Below are 18,067 nucleotides of genomic sequence, written 5' to 3' on the forward strand. Positions count from 1 at the left end.
TTAGTTCTTTCCCAGGTTCGTCGGCAGGCCGCGGTTCTTCCAGCCGTTCACGGTGCGCTCACCGTAGCGGTCGGGTTCGCCCTCGAAGCCTTCGAGCACGTTGTAGGCGGTGAAACCCGCCTGGGTGGCGGCTATTGCCGCCGCGATGGAGCGCTGGCCGGAGCGGCACAGGAAAATCAGCTCCACGCCCGTGTCCTCCGGCGCCTGCTGCTTCAGCTGCTCGACGAAGTCGGGGTTGGGAATGCCGCCGGGGAAGGTCCACTGGATGAACAGGGGATCGTTGTCCGTCGCCTTAGTGTCCGGAACGCCGATGTGCGCCCATTCGCCCTCGGTGCGGACATCCACCAGGACGGCGCCCTGTTCGAGCTTGGCCCAGGCGTCCTGCGGGGTGAGGTCTCCGGCGTAGCTCATGCGTGGCCCTCGTAAGCTTCTTCGGCGAGGTCCTCGTCGGAGTCCAGCCGGTCCACAGCGGTGGCGACGGCGGCGTCAGCGGTGGCGATGGCGGCGGGCAGGATCAGGGCCTGGGCCACGATGACGGCGGTGCCGTTGAAGGTGGCGGCAGGGCTGCCGTGCAGCACGTACCCCTCCGCGAGGGCGGCCGAGATGCGCTCACAGAACGCACGGTCGTCCGGTCCCGTGATCAGGCGGTAGGACAGCTTTTCCTCGGGTTTATCCTGCTGGGATGGCAGCGTTGCAACGGCGGGGGCGTCTGACACGACGGATCTCCTTTTCTCACGCTTGCAGCTCGAAGTGGTCGATATGCCGAGTATTCACCTGAGGCACCCCGCCGTGGAAGGAGGGTTGCCGACCGGCCAGTCAGGGCTTAACACCGGTACTCATTACTCCCCAAAAACGTAACACTCACGACGGCGGCGCGCACCGCCGCCGTCGTCATCTTGCGTAACGCATCAAACAGCAACGTGGGCCCACGCCCGCCGGATTCCCTGGCCGAGCCTGCGAGGGAAGGGAGCGGGTGCGGAGGGTCACTTACGGCCCAATCGGGGCTGCGGAAGCGACCGTAAGTGACCCCGCGTTGCGGTTACAAAGCAGGTGGCCGGGAGGATAATGACGGGAGATGAACCGCCGTAACGCCGGATGAAACCAGGCCGCAGTGAATGATTCGACCCCGAATACAGTGACTCCCATGCTGCACTTTGGATGGTTTGTGGGCCATGGCTTCGGGGTCCAGGGCTGGGGGACGCCCGGCTACGGAATAGGCTACGACTGGAGGAAGCCCGCCCCCTACCAGCATGCGGTCCGCGAGTTTGAGCGGGCGGGACTGGACCTGTTCATCATCGAGGACTCCCTCACCGTCCCCGACACCTACGGCGGCAGCGCGGAGGTTTCGCTGGCACAGGCGTCCTTTGCGCCGAAGCACGATCCGCTGGCACTGGTGCCGTACCTGCTCTCCGCCACGGAGCACCTGGGCATTGTGCCCACCATCAGCGCCTCCTTCTACCCGCCGTTCACCGCGGCCCGGCTGCTGGCCACGCTGCAGCACTTCTCCAACGGGCAGCTGGGCTGGAACGTGGTGACCTCCGGCAGCGATCTTGCCGCGCAGAACTACGGACTGGACCAGCAGATCGAGCACGACCTCCGCTACGAGAAGGCCGAGGAGTTCGTGGACGTCGTGCGCAAGCTCTGGCGCAGCTGGGAACCGGACGCCATCCGGGAGGACACCCGGGCAGGGATCTTCGCGGACCACACCAAGGTCCGGCCGATCCACCACGAGGGGGAGTTCTTCAGGGTCCGGGGACCGCTGAACACGGCCCCGCTGCCGGAGGAGCCGGTGCTGGTGCAGGCCGGGGCATCCCCGCGGGGCAAGGCCTTCGCCGGTGCCAACGCGGATGTTGCGATCGCCCTGGCCCGCGGCGCCGACGGCATGAAGGCGTACCGGGACTCCATCCGCGCCGAGGCCGCCGCGGCCGGCCGGAACCCCGGCGACGTCAAGGTGCTGTTCGTCCTCAAACCCACCGTGACCGGTTCCAGGGCCGAAGCGGAGGAGCTGCGGGCCGCGCGCCGGGAGCTCACCCAGCGGGACATCGACAGCCAGCTCAACTCAATCTCCTACCTGTCCGTCATCGACTTCAAGCAGTTCGATCTGGACGCGCCGCTCCCGCAGCTCAGCACCAACAGCAACCAGGGCACACTGGAGCACTTCTCCAAGGCTGCGCCCCCGGGATCCACCCTGCGGCAGATCCTGCAGGCGCGGAGCGGCGGGGCCGGGGACAGCATCATCGGCACTGCCGAGGAGATCGCCGACCACCTCGAGGAAACCGGGGCCGCAGTGGGCGGGGACGGGTTCCTCTTCTCCGGCTTCGTGGATCCGGCGACCATTCACGGGGTGCTGGACAGGCTGGCGCCCGTACTGCGCCGGCGGGGGCTGCTGCGGACGAGCTACGGCAACGGCGGCTTCCGCCGCAACCTGCTGGACTTCTAACGCCATGGCCGGGGCTGGTGCAATGGCCGGGACCGGGGGACACGACGGACTGATGCCGGGTGTCCGCCGCGGCAGGTTCCTGATCGGCACGGCCCACATCCGTGCCGACGACGTGGCTGCCGCGGCGGCCGATCCCGCGGTGGAGGTGGTCCTCAGCGCCGACGCCCTCGAGCTCGTGGGCCTGTCCCGCGAGGTGGTGCAGGCGGCCATCGATTCCGGCCACCGGGTCTACGGCCTGAACACCCTGCTCGGCTCCGGCCGGGACACGGCCGTGGGCCAGGAATCCATCCTCGACTTCCAGCTGCAGGTGGTGCGCTACCACCACAGCGGCGTCGGCGCGCTGCTGGACCGGGATGAAGTCCGGGCCCTGATCCTGGCCAGGCTCATCGGATTCACGCGGGGCGGCTCGGGGGTGCGGCCGGAAACTGTGCGGTTTTATGCCGAACTGCTCAACAGGGGCGTGGTGCCGGCTGTTCCGTCCGAGGGGTCCGTCGGCTCGTCGGACCTCACCCAGCTGGCGGCGGTTGCCGCCGTCGCCATCGGGGAGGGCCAGGCGCTTGCTCCCGACGGCGGCCTGCAGGACGGCGCGGAGGTGCTCGCGGCTGCCGGGCTGGAACCTCTGGTCCTGGCGCCGGGCGAGGCACTGGCGCTGGTCAGCGCCAACTCCTATTCGATCGGTGCCGGCGCGCTGGAACTCCGCCGCATCCAGTGGCTCGCCGATTTGGCGGACACCGCGCTGGCGCTCTCGCTTGAGGCCACAGCAAGGTACGACGGCGGCGGGAACCTCAGCCCGTTTTCGCTGGCCGTGCAGTCGGCCAAGGCCGTTGACGGCCAGCGTGTCTCGGCGGCCAATGTCAGGCGCCTGGTCCGGGGCGGCTGGCTGGGGGACCCGCGGCGGCAGGTGTCGGTCCAGGATGCGCTGTCCTTCCGCGCCGCGCCGCAGACGCACGGTGCGTTCCGGGGCCAGGTGACCGCCCTGGCTGACGCGCTCGAGGTGGAACTCAACGGCCGGGGCGACAACCCGCTGACGGATGTGGCCTCGGGCCGGATGGTGTCTGGCGGAAACTTCCAGCCCATGCAGCTGGCCCTGGCGTTCGAGGCGCTGCGGCTGGGACTGGCCCATGTCGGAATCAGCAGTGAGCGGCGGATCGCCAAGCTCTATCCGCCGCAGCGCCTGATCCGGCAGCTCAACCTCGAGGCAGCGCGGGCCGGGACGCAGCTCGCGTCCGAGGACCTGCCGGGACTGCTCTGGTACTCGGCCGCTGGCCTGCTGGCGGAGCTGAAGTTCCTGGCGGCACCTGCCACGCTGGGTGCACCCACCCTGTCCGCGGACGTGGAGGACCACTCCACGCTGGCCCCGCTGGCCCTCCAGCAGCTGCAGCGCTCGGTGGAGGCCGCGGCCAAACTCCTCACCATCGAGGCGTTGACGGCCTCCTACCTTTTGGCGGAGGCACAGGGTACGGCTCTGCGGGAGGCGGAAATCCGGGAGCTCGGATCAGGCACCGGCGTCGTCGTGGCGCGGCTGTCGGGCCTGCTGGCCGGGCAGCTGCCGGCAGCGGTGCTGGTTGACAGTGCTCGTGCTGCGCTCGCGGACCTGCTGGCACGACTGCCCGAATTGCGGACACCTGACCCAGACGGTCCGAATGACGGGGGGCCGAATGGCGGCGGTCCGGACGATGGGGGAGGAACGTCATGACCACTGTGACGGGAAGCGGCCGCCAGCCAAGGCATGTGGCGCCGATCGTGGATGCGGGCGTGGACGCTGGCGCTGTGCTGGCGCGGGTGGGGAACACTCCGCTGGTGCCGCTGAACGTGCTGAGCCGCGGGCTGGGGAGCACCGTCTTCGTCAAGCTCGAATCGGAGAACCCTGGCGGTTCCATCAAGGACCGGACCGCGCTGAGCATGGTCCGCGCGGCCGAGCGGAGCGGCGAGCTGCAGCCCGGCGGGACCATCGTGGAAAGCACCTCCGGAAACACCGGAATCGGGCTCGCCCTGATCGGGGCGCTGACCGGGCATCCGGTGGTGGTGGTCACCGGTGATTCCATCTCCTCCGAAAAGCTGGAGGCCCTCAACAGGTACGGGGCGCGGGTGGTGTTTACGGACTGGAGCGCACCCTCGGATTCGCCGGAAAATGCGCGGGCGGTCGCGGCCCGGATCACGGCCGAAATTCCCGGCGCGTGGCGTCCGCTGCAGTTCGACAACCCGGCCAATCCGCGGGCGCACTACGAGGGGACGGCGCCGGAAATCTGGGAGCAGACGGCCGGCCGGGTGACGCATTTCGTCGCAGGCGTCGGCACCGGCGGCACCATCACCGGGAACGGACGGTACCTCAAGGAGAAGTCCGGCGGGCATGTGGAGGTGATCGGCGCGGACCCGTACGGTTCGGTCTACAGCGGCGGGCACCCGGGCCAGATCCTGGTGGACGGTGTGGGCAACTCCTGGCCCAAGCCCGACTGGCCGAAGGTCTTCGACCGCGGACTGCTGGACCGGTTCCTGCGGATCCCGAATGACGAGGTGTACACCATGCTGCACCGGCTGCTCAACGACGAAGGCCTGTCCCTCGGGCCGTCGTCGGGACTGACGGTGGCGGCAGCTGTCCGGGTGGCCAGGGCGGCACCGCACGGGTCAGTGGTGGTGGCGATCGCCCCGGACACCGGCAGCAACTACCAGAGCAAGGCCTTCAACCCGGTGTGGCTGGCGGACAACCACATCCGCCTCGCCGCCGATCTTGCGGAGGACTAGCGCCAAAAACTGCCGGCTCGCCGTCGGGAAACCCCTCAGGAAGTGAAACCCGTCAGGAGGCCGGGCCGCTGGCGGCCGTCTCGCTCTCCGAGCGGATCCAGGCATTCCAGTCCAGCGGGTGGACGGAGGGCCGGCCCAGCAGGTAGCCCTGCGCAGCCGTCATGCCAAGTTCGGTCACGGCCTCGAGTTCCCCGGGAGTCTCGACGCCCTGGGCGCCGATGACGGCGTCAATGTGACGGGCGAGTTCATTCATGGCGGCGGCCCTCAGGCGCTGGCCCGGGGAGTCCTCGATGCCCGCGATGAAGCTCCGGTCCAGCTTGATGATGTCCGGGTGCAGTTCCAGGACCTGGTCCATCGACGTGAAGCCGACCTCGGCACCGTTCACGGCGATCCGCAGCCCACGGCGCCGCAGCGGAGCGATGGCGGCCGTCAGCGGCGCGTACTGCTCAAGGGGGACGGGGCCATTCAGGTCGATGACGATCCGGTCCATGGCCAGCTGGGAATGTTCCAGCAGCCCCGGGATCCTTGGGTCCGCGCACGTTGCCGGAGTCAGGTTCAGGCCGATGAACATGTGATCGGGCACGGCCTGCGCCGCAGCAAGGGCCCGGTGCAGCGCCGCGAGTTCAAGCTCGGTGCCCAGCCCCACGGATTCGGCCTCATTGAACCAGTGATCCGCGCTGGCACCGTCGTCGGTGACGAACCGGGTCAGGGCCTCGACACCGATCACGTGACCCTCCGGAAGCCGGCGGATCGGCTGGAACGCGGTCATCAGCATCTTGTCGGCAAGGATGGCTTCAATCCGGTTCCTGCTGCGCCGGGTGAAGGGCACGGGCTCGGGCGCGGCCAGGTTCTGGGCGGAGACGCTCACCGGGATGGCGCCGTTTTCGGCGTTAACCAGCTCCGTGGTGGCGGTGAGGTGCTCAAGCAGCACGTGTTCGGGATTATCCGGATGGGCTTCGAACAGGGCGCGCAACTGGGTTCGCGGCCATTCGCTCGCCGGATCTGTTTCGGCGAGCAGTTCGGTAATGATCTGGTGGGCTTGCCAGCGCACAGTAATTTCCCCCATGTCCCCCGGCAGCGCTGCCTGGGCCCCCCAGCCCGTGGGTAGTGAGTTTGTCAATGCGTGCAGGGAGTTGTCATCCCAAGACATCGGCTATTCCTTTATACGTACTCATTCCGGCTGAGCCCGGAACCAAGCCACGTGCCATCACCGCCGCGGGGCGTGGGCAAGTGGCCGTGGAAGAAGACTACAACGCAGGGCACCGGCTTGTCCCACATTTTTTCGAACGGTGCCTTTTCGTTATGCGGGACGTCCGGGTTACTCGATTCCGGCGAACAGTTCGTTCAGCTCGGCTGTCAGCTGCTTGCGGAGTGCCGGCGTGCCGATTTCGCGGCCGTCGATGTGATTGACCGGGGCCAGGAGGCGGATGCTGGAAATCAGCCAGACGGCGTCGGCGTCGGCCAGGTCCTGTGGCTTCAGCGGGCCGTAGCCCAGTTCCCAGCCGGCGGCCTTGGCGGCGGCGAAGAGGGCGCCCTGCGACGTTCCGGGGAGAATGCCGCTGTCCAGCTGCGGTGTTACGAGGCGCTTGACTGTTGTTCCGGCGTCGTTCTTCTCCACGTTCGCCAGCAGCACGGTGGACGTGGGGCCCTCCAGTACGCGGCCGTCCGAGGACGTAAAGATGACGTCATCCGCCCCTTGCTTGTGGGCATGGCGCAGCGCGGCCATGTTCACCGCGTAGGACAGGGTCTTGGCGCCGAGCAGCAGCCACGGGGCGCGCTCGGCAGCGTCGCTGTCATAGCCGCGGTCAAGGAGGATCACGTCGATGCCGGTCTCGCGCTGGCGCCGTCCGGCCACGGCCACGGGGGAGACCTGAACCCAGCAGGTGGGGGCGGCGGCGCCCTCGACGCCGCGGGTGACAATAAGCTTGACCACGGCCTCGTCCAGCTCCGGGGAGGGCGCCGGGTTGTCGGAGCGGAACGCCGCGACGCCCGTCCCGACTGCACGGCGCCAGTCGTCCGGCCCCGGAATCCCAAGGTCCAATGCCTGCGCCGAGCGGGCCAGCCGGTCCAGGTGGGCCTGAATCTTCCGCGTGTGGCCGGCGACGGCGAGCATGGACTCAAACACCCCGTCACCGCGGGTGGCGCCCAAATCAGTGGCCATCAGCTGCGGCTTTTCGGGATCGGCAATCCGGCCGTTCTCATAGTCCGGATCCAGGAACACCAGCACTGTGTGGGAGGTACGAGACGTCATGCCTCAAGCTTAGTGCGGCCGGTGCCCGATAGGCTGGCTTCACCGCTCCATACGGAATGGCTGCGAGGGTAAGAAATAACGGGGGTTTCAACTGTGTTGTGGCCGTTTCCGCTGGCAGAATCACTGCCGGCCTGGCTGATCCTGCTGCTCAGCGGCGTGGATCTGGTCATCAGGGTCCTGGCCGTCGGCATTATCCCTGGCAACCGGCGGCCCACCACGGCCATGGCCTGGCTGCTCGGCATCTTCTTCGTGCCGGCTTTGGGGCTGATCCTCTTCCTGCTCTTCGGCAACTTCAAGCTGTCGCGCCGCCGCACTGAGCAGCAGCAGCTGGTCAACGAGCGGGTCCGTGCCGGCAGCGCGGCGCTTTCCGACGTCGCCAGTGAGTATTCCGGCCCCGAATGGGTCCAGTCCGCGGCCGAACTCAACCGCCGGCTCGGGTCGATCCCGCTGGTGGACGGCAACCAGGTGGAGCTGATACCCGGCTACCCGGACTCCATCGGGGCCATGACCGAGGCCGTGCGGAAAGCCAAGCGCTTCGTCAACGCCGAGTTCTACATCATGAGCACGGACCATGTCACGGACGACCTCCTCACGGCCCTCGAGGAGGCGGCGGACCGCGGCGTCCAGGTCCGCGTGCTGTTCGACCACATCGGAACCCTGCGCGTGAAGGGGTACAACAAGCTGCTGAAACGCCTCAAGGCGAGCCGCATCCAGTGGCGGCGGATGCTGCCGCTGCTGCCCATCCACGGCCAGTGGCGCAGGCCGGACCTGCGCAACCACCGCAAGATCATGGTGATCGACGGCGAAGTCGCGTTCACGGGGTCGCAGAACCTGATCGAGCCCTCCTACAACAACCCCAAGCACCGCAAGGCCGGCCGGGAATGGATCGAGCTGATGGCCTGCCTGCGGGGTCCGATCGTTCCTACGCTCAATGTTGTTTTTGCCACCGACTGGCTCAGCGAGACCGACGAGTCACTCGAAGACCAGCTACAGCTGACTGCCGAGCCGTCGCCGGGCGGCGTCTCGGCCCAGGTGGTGCCCAGCGGCCCCGGCTTCACCACCGAGAACAACCTCCGGCTCTTCAACACGCTGATCTACTCGGCGCAGCACCGGATTTCCGTTTGCAGCCCCTACTTCGTGCCGGATGATTCCCTGCTCTACGCCATCACCACCGCGGCCCAGCGCGGGGTGGACGTGGAACTGTTCGTCTCCGAGAAGGGCGACCAGTTCCTGGTCCACCACGCCCAGCAGTCCTACTACGAGGCCCTGCTGCGGGCCGGCGTGCGGATCTACCTCTACAAGGCGCCGTTCGTGCTCCATGCCAAGCACTTCACCATCGACGACGAAGTGGCGGTCCTGGGCTCCAGCAACATGGACATGCGGTCCTTCTCGCTCAACCTGGAGGTTTCGGTGATGCTGCTGGGTGCAGACGCCGTCAACAGCATGCGCGCGGTGGAGGACACCTATCGCGACATCTCCCATGAGCTCCGGCTCGAGGACTGGATGCGCCGGCCTCTCGCGGCAAGGTACGTGGACAACGTCGCCCGCCTCACGGCCACCGTCCAATAGGTCCGGAGTTTTTGTCCACGTGTCACGACTTAGAGGCCCATTAGCTCGCGAAATCTGGACAGAAACTCACTCCGGGAAGGTGGAACCCAGGGTGGACAGCACGCCGTAGGCCTTGGTGCGGATCTCCTCGTACTCGTCCTGCGGCACGGAATCGGCGGTGATGGCGCCGCCAACACCGAGACTGAGCCGGACCTTTTCGCCTTGGCCGCCGTCCTGCACCACCAGGGTGCGGATGGCCACGGCCAGATCGGTGGCACCGTTCAGCGAGAAGTACCCGATAGCGCCGGAATAGACACCGCGCGGTCCCTCCTCGAGCCGGTCCAGGATGGCCATGGTGCTGATTTTCGGCGCCCCGGTCATCGAGCCGGCCGGGAAGCAGGCAGCCACCGCCTCGGCCCGCGGCGACCCCGGCAGGAGAAAGGCGTCGATGGTGCTCACCAGCTGGTGCACCGTGGCGTAGCTTTCGATCTCGCACAGCCGGCTGACAGTCACCGACCCCGGCTCGGCGAAATGGCTGAGATCGTTCCGGAGCAGATCCACGATCATGATGTTCTCCGCCCGGTCCTTGAGGGACGTGGCCAGATCGTGGCGGAGGGCGGCGTCGGTGTCCGGGTCGGCAGCCCGGCGGCGGGTGCCCTTGATCGGCTCGGCACGCATGCCGCCGTCGGACGCTATCCGCAGGAAGCGCTCCGGCGACGTGCTGGCCACCGTGAGCCCGCCAAACCGCAGGTAGCTTGCGAACGGTGCCGGGTTCCGCCGGCGCAGGGCAAGGTACGCGGCCCACGGATCGAGCGCCGACACCTCCGCCGCGAGGGTGGTGGTGAGGCAGATCTCGTAGGAGTTACCCTCGGCTATCTGGTGCTGCGCTTCGGCGATCTTGCGCTTGTAGCCCACCTCACTGTCGCGGCCGGCAAATGCCGGCGGAGTGGCACCGGCTGGCAGTGCGGCAGTTGCCGCCGGAAGTACGACGTCGTTGCTGCCGCCGGCTTCCGGTGCGGCGGTCACCGCATCACGGGCTTGGGCAAGCCAGTCCGCGGCATCCGGCGCGTCGAGGGCGAGCAGCCACACCGTGTTGTCCGTGTGGTCCAGGACCACGCCCCGGCCGGCGAAGATCAGCCCCGCATCAGGCGTGTCCGCGGGGACGTCCCGTCCGCCGGTTTCCCGCTTCAGCTCGTAGCCGAGGTAGCCCAGCCAGCCGAGCGCGAACTCGCACGGGTAATCCTCCGGGCCGCGCACCGCCCTCCGTCCCCACACCGTCTCCAGCCAGCGGAAGAACGGGCCGGACACGCTGGCCGTGGCGCACCCGGCGGTGACCCGGGTGACGCCGGAACTGTGCAGGACAGACTGGCCGAACGTGCCGCCGTCGTCCGCCAGAATACTGAAACGGCTGCGTTCTGCGGCGGGAGTCTCCCTGCCCGCGCCGGCCGGGCGCAGGGAGGAGTCCAGCCAGACCGCATTGGCGGACGTGCCGTACAGCGCCCGGAAGAGTTCGGCGGGATCCGGGCTGGCCTCGATGCGTTCGGACAGCAGGCGTAGGCCGCGCCGCGAGGAGAGCTCGGGAACCAATGCCGTGGTGAGCGCTGGGAGGTAGGTCAGTGCCTGCAGGGCGCCCGCGGGGGCGGTGCCGTCCGCACGGTTGAGGACCCGGACATGGGCATGCTGCGGGATGTCGTCCGCGGCCAGGAGCTCGGCCTCCTGGCCGGCCCACTGGTCCCAGAACGGCCCGTACGTCTCGCCGTCACGTGCCAGCGCGCGGGTGCGGCGCTCGCCGTCGGGGGAGTCCGCCCAGATGACGGCGTCCAGAAGCGGCCTGGCGGCGGCCGCGGCTGCGCCAACGCCCTCGACGATCACGATCTCGGCGGGAAGGGTGACCCGCGGGTCGCCGTCGGTATGGTTTTCCCAGTCCCAGCTGACCCACGTGGCCGCTTCGCCGCGGCTCAGGGGCGCCAGCACCGTGGTGACGTAGCGTTCGATGCCGGCGGACAGTCCGTCCCAGCCGGGATAGATGTCCTCCAGGTGGAACATCGAGACCTTGTGGTGGTTCCGCAGCGTGGCCGCGAGCTCGATGGCCAGTGTGGTTTTTCCTGCGCCGGACCGCCCGTCAATGGCGATGATCACAGGTGCGGGGGTCATGAAATAGAGCGTACCTGCTGGCTGTCCTGAACCTGGACGTTGTGAAGCGGGCTGTCGCCGGCCGGGTGGCTGTGACGCTTGCCGTTGCGTGCCCGGTGCTCGTCTATCCGGACCGGGGCCGCCTCGGTGCCGGCATCGTTGCCGCCGTTCGCGACCGCATCCTGCGCGATAACGTCCTGAACGTAGCGGACGATGCCCGGAACCGCCGCCTGGACCTGGTCCCACACGGCCTCGAAGTCAGCGTGGCCGCCGTACCAGGGGTCCTCGATGCCCTGCTCCAGGGGATCGCCGTCCGCCAAGGCGGGGTCGAAGCTGCGGAGCATGCGGATCCGGGACAGCGTCTGGTCATCGGGGGCGGAGGCCCGGAGCCAACCGTAGTGGTCCACGTCCAGCGCCAGTATCAGGTGCCGCTCGGTGTACCACTCGGAGCGCCATTCCCGTGCAACGTGCCGGTCCGACAAGAGGTTGTGGGTGGTAAGTTTCCGTGCCGCCCGCGGGTCGATGGGGCGTCCGGCCTCGTAGGCCGTGGTGCCTGCGGAATCGACGATCACGAGGTCGGCGAGCCCGGCTTCAGCGAACGCGGCGCTCAGCATCAGCTCGGCCATGGGCGAACGGCAGATGTTGCCCGTGCAGACGGCGATGACGCGGTATGGGCTCGTCGTTGAGTTCATGGGCTAAGCATGGAGGATGCCAGCCCCGCTTGGCTAGTAAGTGACCTTATTATCGACAAGCCGCGTAAAGTTTGCCGGTCTTACTGTCACAAAATTGCCATGGAGCCGGCAGGGCTTAGTGGATGAGCGCCAGCAACACGCCCACCGCGACGAACAGGACGCCGAAAATCCTGTTGAGCAGGGTTTGGCCATGGGCGTTGTGGGTAAAGCGCTGGAAGGATTTTGCTGCCGCTGCGAAGAAGAACCACATGACGAGGACGTCGATGAGGACCACAGTTGCCGCAAGCACGGAGTACTGGGGCAGGAGCGGGCTGGCGGGCCGGATGAACTGCGGCATGAAGGCCAGGAAGAACACGATGGCCTTGGGGTTGAGCAGGTTGACCCACAGGCCCCGGCGGAACATGGACCAGGCAGGCTCGTTGCGGAGTGCCGCGACTTTCTCCTGGTCCAGGTCCGGTTTCCGCAGGAACTGCCTGATGCCGAGGTACACCAGGTAAGCGGCCCCGGCGTATCGGATGGCATTGAAGGCAACGGGGGAACCGGCGACCAGAACGCCGACGCCCAGGGCCACCACGATGACGTGCAGAATCAGGGCGGCCTGCTGCCCGAGGATGCCCCAGATGGAGCGCTTGAACCCCGCGGTCAGCGAGTTGCTCATGGTGTTGATGGCGCCTGCGCCCGGAGTGAAGCTGATGAGGGTGCCGGCACCCGCGAGGGCCAGCCAAAGGGAGAATTGCACCCATCAAGTTTAGTAGGTCTGCGGGGCGGGCTGTGCCGCCCCGCGATTTACCAAAAGTGGCCGCTCCGGCGGGTGGCCGGGCCGCCACTTTTGGCTAAAGGATGACGCCTTTGGCGCAAGGACGACGCCGGTGCCCGTGTTGCGCGGCGAGCGCGCGTTTGCCCGGGCTGCTTAGGCCCGGGCGATAACCTCTCCGTTGGGAATGAGGAACCAGCCGTCGTCGGTGGAGCCCCAGCGGTGCCATCCGGCTGAGATGCGCGTGAGGTCGGCCTCCTGCGCGAAGCCGTACTCGAGGGCCTGCTCCGCGAACGCCGAATGCAGCACCCGTTCGCCCCACACCCTGGCCTGCCAGCGGCGCTGCTGCCCGGTGGCGTAGAGCCAGTTGCTGCTGGACGGCGCAACGTCCGTGAAGCCGGCAGCCTGGGCCCACGAGACTAGCCTGCGGCCGGCGTCGGGCTCGGCACCGTTCCGGCGCGCGATCCGCTGGTAGAGCTCCATCCACTCGTCGAGCTCGGGAATGGCGGGATACCAGCTCATGCCGTGGAAGTCCGCGTCGCGGACAGCAACGATGCCGCCGGGCCTTGCCACCCGCCGCATTTCCCGCAGCGCCTCCACCGGATCGGTCAGGTGCTGCAGCACCTGGTGGGCGTGGACCACATCGAAGGTGTCGTCCTCGAAGTCAAGGTCGTAGATGTTGCCCGCCACGAACTCCACGTTCTCCACGCCGCGGTCGGCCGCCAGCTCTCGGGCGTGGGTGATCACGTCGGGAGAGCGGTCCATCCCTGTCACTGTCCCGGGCGCCACCAGAAGCGCGAAGTCGCATGTGATGCTGCCGGGCCCGCACCCGACGTCGAGCGCTGATACTCCCTGGGTGAGGTGCGGGATGACGAACGCGGCCGAATTTTCCGCCGTTCGCGAGGCATGGGCCCGGACCACGGACTCGTGGTGGCCGTGAGTGTAGACATCTTCCGGCTGCGTGCTCATAGGGAAACGCTACTCCTTCTGCGCATTTCGGGTAGGTAGCAGGAGCCCCGGAGCCTAGGGCGTGCCGGAGGCCTAACCCGGCCATGGCCCGGGGAACTGAGGTTCAGCTCCTTCCGCAGGGTTCCCTGAGCTGCACCTGCCGCCGGTCCTGGCCTTCGCGGACGCGGACCATGGCGGCGAGGGCGTTGCTGTTCCGGCCCCTGTTGCTGCCCGCGCCGGCTGAGTAGACTGCCACTGCGCCCGGACCAGGCGCGCCCAGTCCTTTCGAAGGAGTGATCAACCGATGACCGAAAACAGTGAGTCCGGCGCCGCAGGAAAGGCCCACACCGGTTCCAAAAATCCGGCGCTCGAGGGGGACAGCGGACAGTACGTTGAGGGGGATTACGGCGATGCCGGTGTGGCAGGGGATGAGGCAGCCACCGAGCCCCAGGGGGAATATTCGGTGGGGGATTACGGCGACGCAGGGGTGGTTGAGCCGTCCGCCCCGGTGGACGAAGGCGAATATCCGGAAGGCGACTACGGCCGGGCCGGAGCCGTCGGCCAGGAGCTGCCCGGGGATGAAGAGGGCGACTACCCGGAAGGCAACTACGGTGCTGCCGGAACCGCCCCCGAAGGCGGCGCTGCCGAAGAACTGAAGGAGGACGACGGCGGCACCTCCTCGGGGGGCTAGGCGCACGTTCACGCTGGGCGAAATCAGGCTGCTTCAGCTCATCAAACCCCCGGTTCTCCGCGGAATTCCACCGAGCACCGGGGGTTTCCTGCGTCCAGAGGGCTTCAGGCGAACCAAAGTTGAGCGTGGTGGACTCAAGTTTGGATTGACTTAAATTCCGTGCTGGGTAAAGTTGAGTGCAGATCGCTCAAGGAGTGGGCGAACCCCAAGTTTCCACGGAAAGAAGGAAGCAACACATGTCACGTGCAGTAGGTATCGACCTCGGAACCACCAACTCCGTCGTCTCCGTTCTCGAAGGTGGCGAGCCCACCGTTATTGCCAACGCCGAGGGTGGCCGCACCACGCCGTCGGTCGTTGCATTCTCCAAGTCCGGCGAGGTCCTGGTCGGCGAAATCGCCAAGCGCCAGGCCGTCAACAACATCGACCGCACCATCGCCTCCGTCAAGCGCCACATGGGCACCGACTGGTCCGTGGGTATCGACGACAAGAAGTACACCGCGCAGGAAATCTCCGCCCGTGTCCTCATGAAGCTGAAGAACGACGCCGAGTCCTACCTCGGTGAAAAGGTCACCGACGCTGTGATCACCGTTCCGGCCTACTTCAACGACGCCGAGCGCCAGGCTACCAAGGAAGCCGGCGAAATCGCCGGCCTGAACGTCCTCCGCATCGTCAACGAGCCCACCGCGGCCGCCCTGGCCTACGGCCTGGACAAGGGCAAGGAAGACGAACTCATCCTGGTCTTCGACCTCGGTGGCGGAACGTTCGACGTCTCCCTGCTGGAAGTCGGCAAGGACGAAGATGACTTCTCCACCATCCAGGTTCGCGCCACCGCCGGTGACAACCGCCTCGGCGGCGACGACTGGGACAACCGCGTCGTCGAGTTCCTGCTGAACCAGCTCAAGGTCAAGGGCATTGACCTGTCCAAGGACAAGATCGCCCTGCAGCGCCTCCGCGAAGCTGCCGAGCAGGCCAAGAAGGAACTCTCCTCCTCCACCAGCACCAACGTCTCGCTCCAGTACCTCTCCGTCACCCCGGACGGCCCGGTCCACCTGGACGAGCAGCTGACCCGCGCCAAGTTCCAGGACCTGACCAAGGACCTGCTCGAGCGCACCAAGAAGCCGTTCCACGACGTCATCAAGGAAGCCGGCATCAAGCTTTCCGACATCGACCACATCGTGCTCGTCGGCGGCTCCACCCGTATGCCCGCCGTCTCCGAGCTCGTGAAGGAACTGGCCGGCGGCAAGGAGCCCAACAAGGGCGTCAACCCGGACGAGGTCGTGGCCGTTGGCGCAGCCCTGCAGGCCGGCGTGCTGAAGGGTGAGCGCAAGGACGTTCTCCTGATCGACGTCACCCCGTTGTCCCTGGGCATCGAAACCAAGGGCGGTGTCATGACGCACCTGATCGAGCGCAACACCGCCATCCCCACCAAGCGGTCCGAGACCTTCACCACGGCCGACGACAACCAGCCGTCCGTGGCCATCCAGGTCTTCCAGGGCGAGCGTGAGTTCACCCGCGACAACAAGCCGCTGGGCACGTTCGAGCTGACCGGCATCGCACCGGCCCCGCGCGGCGTCCCGCAGGTCGAGGTCACCTTCGACATCGATGCCAACGGCATCGTGCACGTTTCGGCGAAGGACAAGGGCACGGGCAAGGAACAGTCCATGACCATCACCGGCGGCACCGCGCTCTCCAAGGAAGACATCGACCGCATGGTCAAGGACGCCGAGGAGCACGCAGCCGACGACAAGGCCCGCCGCGAAGCCACCGACACGCGCAACACCGCCGAGCAGCTCGCCTACTCCGTGGACAAGCTGATCGCCGACAACGCCGACAAGCTGCCTGAAGAGGTCAAGACCGAGGTCCAGGCCGACGTCGACGACCTCAAGAAGGCCCTCGAAGGCACCGACGACGCCGCCGTCAAGACCGCGTTTGAGAAGCTGCAGGCTTCCCAGACCAAGCTCGGCGAGGCCATCTACGCCCAGGCCGGTTCCCCGGACGGCGCCACCGGCGCTGCAGGTGCCGAAGGCGCCGCTGGTGGTGCCGCAGGCGGAGACAAGGCCGACGAAGACATCGTCGACGCCGAGATCGTCGACGAAGAAGAGAAGAAGTAACCATGCCGCATCACGGTAACGAAGAAGAGCACGACTCTTCCCGAGACCAGGGCAGCAACCGCGACGAGCCGATCATCCGGGACCACCGCAAGGTGGACCCGGTGACCGGGGAGGCCCGGCACCCGGAAGGCGGACAGTCCTCTGCCTCGGAAGCCGGCGCTTCTCCGGATTCCGACGGCGACGCCCTCGCCCAGGCTGAGGAAATCCTCAACCAGGTTGAGGTGCCGGCCGAGGATTCCGTGGCGCAGGGTACCGAGGCCGCCGCGGCGGCGGAGCTGAAGAACGACCTGCTCCGACTGCAGGCCGAGTACGTCAACTACCGCAAGCGCGTTGAACGCGACCGCGCCGTGGCAGGGGAGATGGCCGTCATCGGCGTCCTGAACTCCCTGCTGCCGGTGCTGGACGACGTCGACGCCGCCCGCCAGCACGGTGACCTCGCGGACGGCCCGTTCGCCGCGATCGCCACCAAGCTGGAGAACGCGCTGAAGACGTACGGCCTGACCCGCATCGATGAGACCGGAGTGGAGTTCGATCCGACCATCCACGAGGCCCTCATCCAGCAGCCCGGCGATGACATCGAGGTTGACACCGTCAGCCAGGTCCTCCGCTCTGGCTACAAGTCAGGTGAGCGGGTCCTCCGCGCGGCCCAGGTGATTGTGGCCGTTCCGGCTTAGCATTACCCCTATCGAGATGACAGTTCGCGGCAGTGTTGGGCAACCACATTGCTGTGAACTGTCATCTCGACACAGATTTTTGAAAGGAAACGCCATTGGCTAGCCAGGACTGGGTGGACAAGGACTTCTATAAGATCCTTGGTATTGCCAAGGACGCTTCCGACGCTGACATCAAGAAGGCTTACCGGAAGCTCGCCCGGCAGTACCACCCTGATACGAACTCCGGGGATACTACTGCGGAGAAGAAGTTCAAGGACATCTCCGAGGCGTACTCCGTTCTGTCGGATCCTGATGAGCGGCAGCAGTATGACGCCATCCGGGCCATGGGCGGCGGCGCGCGCTTTGCCCCGCACGGCGCGGGCAGCACCGCGAACGGCGGCTTCGAGGACCTCTTCGGCGGCCTGTTCACCGGCGGTGGCCGCCAGTCCGGCGGGTTCAGCCCCGCTGGCGGCGTCCCGCCCGAGTTCGCCGACCTGTTCGGCGGCGGTTTCGGTGGCGGCCCGGCCGGCTACCAGCGCGCCCCGCAGAAGGGTGCCGACCGGACGGCCAGCACCAGCATCTCCTTCGCCGGGTCCATCCGCGGCACCACCATCGGGCTGCGTGAACCGGACGGCGAGGTGATCGACGTCCGGGTGCCCGCGGGCATCAAGGACGGCCAGAAGGTGCGCGTCCGCGGCAAGGGCCAGTACGGCCCGGCGGGCAACGGCGACCTGCTGGTCACCGTCAACGTCAAGAGCCATGACTTTTACTCGCGCGACGGCGACAACCTCCGGATCCATGTGCCCGTCAGCTTCCCGGAGGCTGCTTTGGGTGCCGACATCGAGGTTCCCACGATCGACGGCGAACACGTCCGGGTCCGCGTTCCCGCCGGCACTCCGTCGGGGCGCACACTCCGGGTGAAGGGCCGCGGCGTAAAGACGTCGAAGGCTACCGGTGACCTGCTGGTGACCATCGACGTCGCCGTACCGCAAAACCTGAGCAAGGAAGCCGAGGAGGCCGTGAAAGCATTTGCGGCCGCCACCACCGGAGCGGACGTCCGCCAGGGCCTGGCAGCCAAGGCCCGGCTTTAGCGACGGGTGCTGG

At 67.3% G+C, this 18,067-nt stretch carries 16 protein-coding genes, 1 pseudogene and 1 riboswitch; of the genes and pseudogenes, 8 read left to right on the forward strand and 9 right to left on the reverse strand.

All coding sequences use genetic code 11. The features are described from left to right. Together J7I85_RS01105 and J7I85_RS01110 are read right to left on the reverse strand one after the other, a co-directional pair. The gene (locus tag J7I85_RS01105; RefSeq protein WP_214845548.1) at nt 1-411 is read right to left on the reverse strand and encodes a rhodanese-like domain-containing protein; all 411 of its coding nucleotides are present in this window, start codon (nt 409-411) and stop codon (nt 1-3) included. Further along, entirely contained in the window at nt 408-716 is a 309-nt protein-coding gene (locus tag J7I85_RS01110) for a DUF1737 domain-containing protein (protein ID WP_214845550.1), read from the reverse strand. The genes J7I85_RS01105 and J7I85_RS01110 overlap by 4 nt, the downstream gene beginning before the upstream one ends. Before the next feature lie 13 nt (nt 717-729). Beyond that, a riboswitch (SAM riboswitch) is annotated at nt 730-844 on the reverse strand. Nucleotides 845-1,144: 300 nt separating this feature from the next. Here J7I85_RS01110 and J7I85_RS01115 point away from each other — a divergent pair. The 3 genes from J7I85_RS01115 to J7I85_RS01125 are packed head-to-tail and all read left to right on the forward strand — an operon-like array spanning nt 1,145 to nt 5,182. Further along, nucleotides 1,145-2,440 (forward strand): NtaA/DmoA family FMN-dependent monooxygenase, encoded by a 1,296-nt coding sequence (locus J7I85_RS01115; protein WP_214845552.1) that lies wholly within the window; start codon nt 1,145-1,147, stop codon nt 2,438-2,440. A gap of 52 nt (nt 2,441-2,492) precedes the next feature. Then, the gene (locus tag J7I85_RS01120; RefSeq protein WP_214845812.1) at nt 2,493-4,136 is read left to right on the forward strand and encodes an aromatic amino acid ammonia-lyase; all 1,644 of its coding nucleotides are present in this window, start codon (nt 2,493-2,495) and stop codon (nt 4,134-4,136) included. Continuing rightward, nucleotides 4,133-5,182 carry a PLP-dependent cysteine synthase family protein gene (locus J7I85_RS01125; RefSeq protein WP_214845554.1) on the forward strand — a complete coding sequence of 350 codons (1,050 nt, stop codon included), beginning with the start codon at nt 4,133-4,135 and terminating at the stop codon, nt 5,180-5,182. The genes J7I85_RS01120 and J7I85_RS01125 overlap by 4 nt, the downstream gene beginning before the upstream one ends. Nucleotides 5,183-5,234: 52 nt before the next feature. On the opposite strand, the gene J7I85_RS01130 is transcribed toward J7I85_RS01125, so the two are convergent. Together J7I85_RS01130 and J7I85_RS01135 are read right to left on the reverse strand one after the other, a co-directional pair. Then, the gene (locus tag J7I85_RS01130) at nt 5,235-6,332 is read right to left on the reverse strand and encodes an EAL domain-containing protein (protein WP_214845556.1); all 1,098 of its coding nucleotides are present in this window, start codon (nt 6,330-6,332) and stop codon (nt 5,235-5,237) included. Between the two features lie 168 nt (nt 6,333-6,500). Beyond that, nucleotides 6,501-7,433, reverse strand: a complete 933-nt coding sequence (locus J7I85_RS01135) for an aminodeoxychorismate lyase (protein ID WP_214845557.1) — start codon at nt 7,431-7,433, stop codon at nt 6,501-6,503. Between the two features lie 96 nt (nt 7,434-7,529). On the opposite strand from J7I85_RS01135, the gene cls reads away from it, so the two are divergent. After that, nucleotides 7,530-9,002, forward strand: a complete 1,473-nt coding sequence (gene cls, locus J7I85_RS01140; RefSeq protein ID WP_251023797.1) for a cardiolipin synthase — start codon at nt 7,530-7,532, stop codon at nt 9,000-9,002. 66 nt (nt 9,003-9,068) lie between these two features. On the opposite strand, the gene pabB is transcribed toward cls, so the two are convergent. The 5 genes and pseudogenes from pabB to J7I85_RS25470 form a co-directional block, all read right to left on the reverse strand. Continuing rightward, nucleotides 9,069-11,135, reverse strand: a complete 2,067-nt coding sequence (gene pabB / locus J7I85_RS01145; protein WP_214845561.1) for an aminodeoxychorismate synthase component I — start codon at nt 11,133-11,135, stop codon at nt 9,069-9,071. A gap of 143 nt (nt 11,136-11,278) precedes the next feature. Then, nucleotides 11,279-11,806: pseudogene (locus J7I85_RS01150) on the reverse strand (low molecular weight protein-tyrosine-phosphatase); the annotation flags it as partial. 115 nt (nt 11,807-11,921) lie between these two features. Further along, the gene (locus J7I85_RS01155) at nt 11,922-12,545 is read right to left on the reverse strand and encodes a LysE family transporter (RefSeq protein WP_214845565.1); all 624 of its coding nucleotides are present in this window, start codon (nt 12,543-12,545) and stop codon (nt 11,922-11,924) included. A 171-nt stretch (nt 12,546-12,716) separates the two neighbouring features. Continuing rightward, nucleotides 12,717-13,529: a class I SAM-dependent methyltransferase gene (locus J7I85_RS01160; RefSeq protein ID WP_214845567.1), complete on the reverse strand. Its 813-nt coding sequence runs from the start codon at nt 13,527-13,529 to the stop codon at nt 12,717-12,719. Between the two features lie 103 nt (nt 13,530-13,632). Then, on the reverse strand, nt 13,633-13,764 hold the full coding sequence (locus J7I85_RS25470) for a hypothetical protein (RefSeq protein ID WP_285289496.1): 132 nt from the start codon (nt 13,762-13,764) through the stop codon (nt 13,633-13,635). A gap of 48 nt (nt 13,765-13,812) precedes the next feature. Here J7I85_RS25470 and J7I85_RS01165 point away from each other — a divergent pair, with 48 nt between their 5' ends. From J7I85_RS01165 to J7I85_RS01180, 4 genes are all read left to right on the forward strand, one after another. Then, a complete protein-coding gene (locus J7I85_RS01165) occupies nt 13,813-14,199 on the forward strand; it encodes a hypothetical protein (RefSeq protein ID WP_214845568.1) in 387 nt (128 codons plus the stop codon). Nucleotides 14,200-14,435: 236 nt separating this feature from the next. After that, nucleotides 14,436-16,310 carry a molecular chaperone DnaK gene (dnaK, locus tag J7I85_RS01170; protein WP_214845570.1) on the forward strand — a complete coding sequence of 625 codons (1,875 nt, stop codon included), beginning with the start codon at nt 14,436-14,438 and terminating at the stop codon, nt 16,308-16,310. 2 nt (nt 16,311-16,312) lie between these two features. After that, on the forward strand, nt 16,313-16,984 hold the full coding sequence (locus J7I85_RS01175) for a nucleotide exchange factor GrpE (protein WP_214845572.1): 672 nt from the start codon (nt 16,313-16,315) through the stop codon (nt 16,982-16,984). Nucleotides 16,985-17,079: 95 nt separating this feature from the next. Beyond that, nucleotides 17,080-18,054 (forward strand): DnaJ C-terminal domain-containing protein, encoded by a 975-nt coding sequence (locus J7I85_RS01180; RefSeq protein ID WP_214845574.1) that lies wholly within the window; start codon nt 17,080-17,082, stop codon nt 18,052-18,054. The last annotated feature ends 13 nt before the right edge of the window (nt 18,055-18,067 follow it).

Source organism: Arthrobacter sp. ISL-65 (assembly GCF_018613795.1).
Lineage (GTDB): Bacteria > Actinomycetota > Actinomycetes > Actinomycetales > Micrococcaceae > Arthrobacter.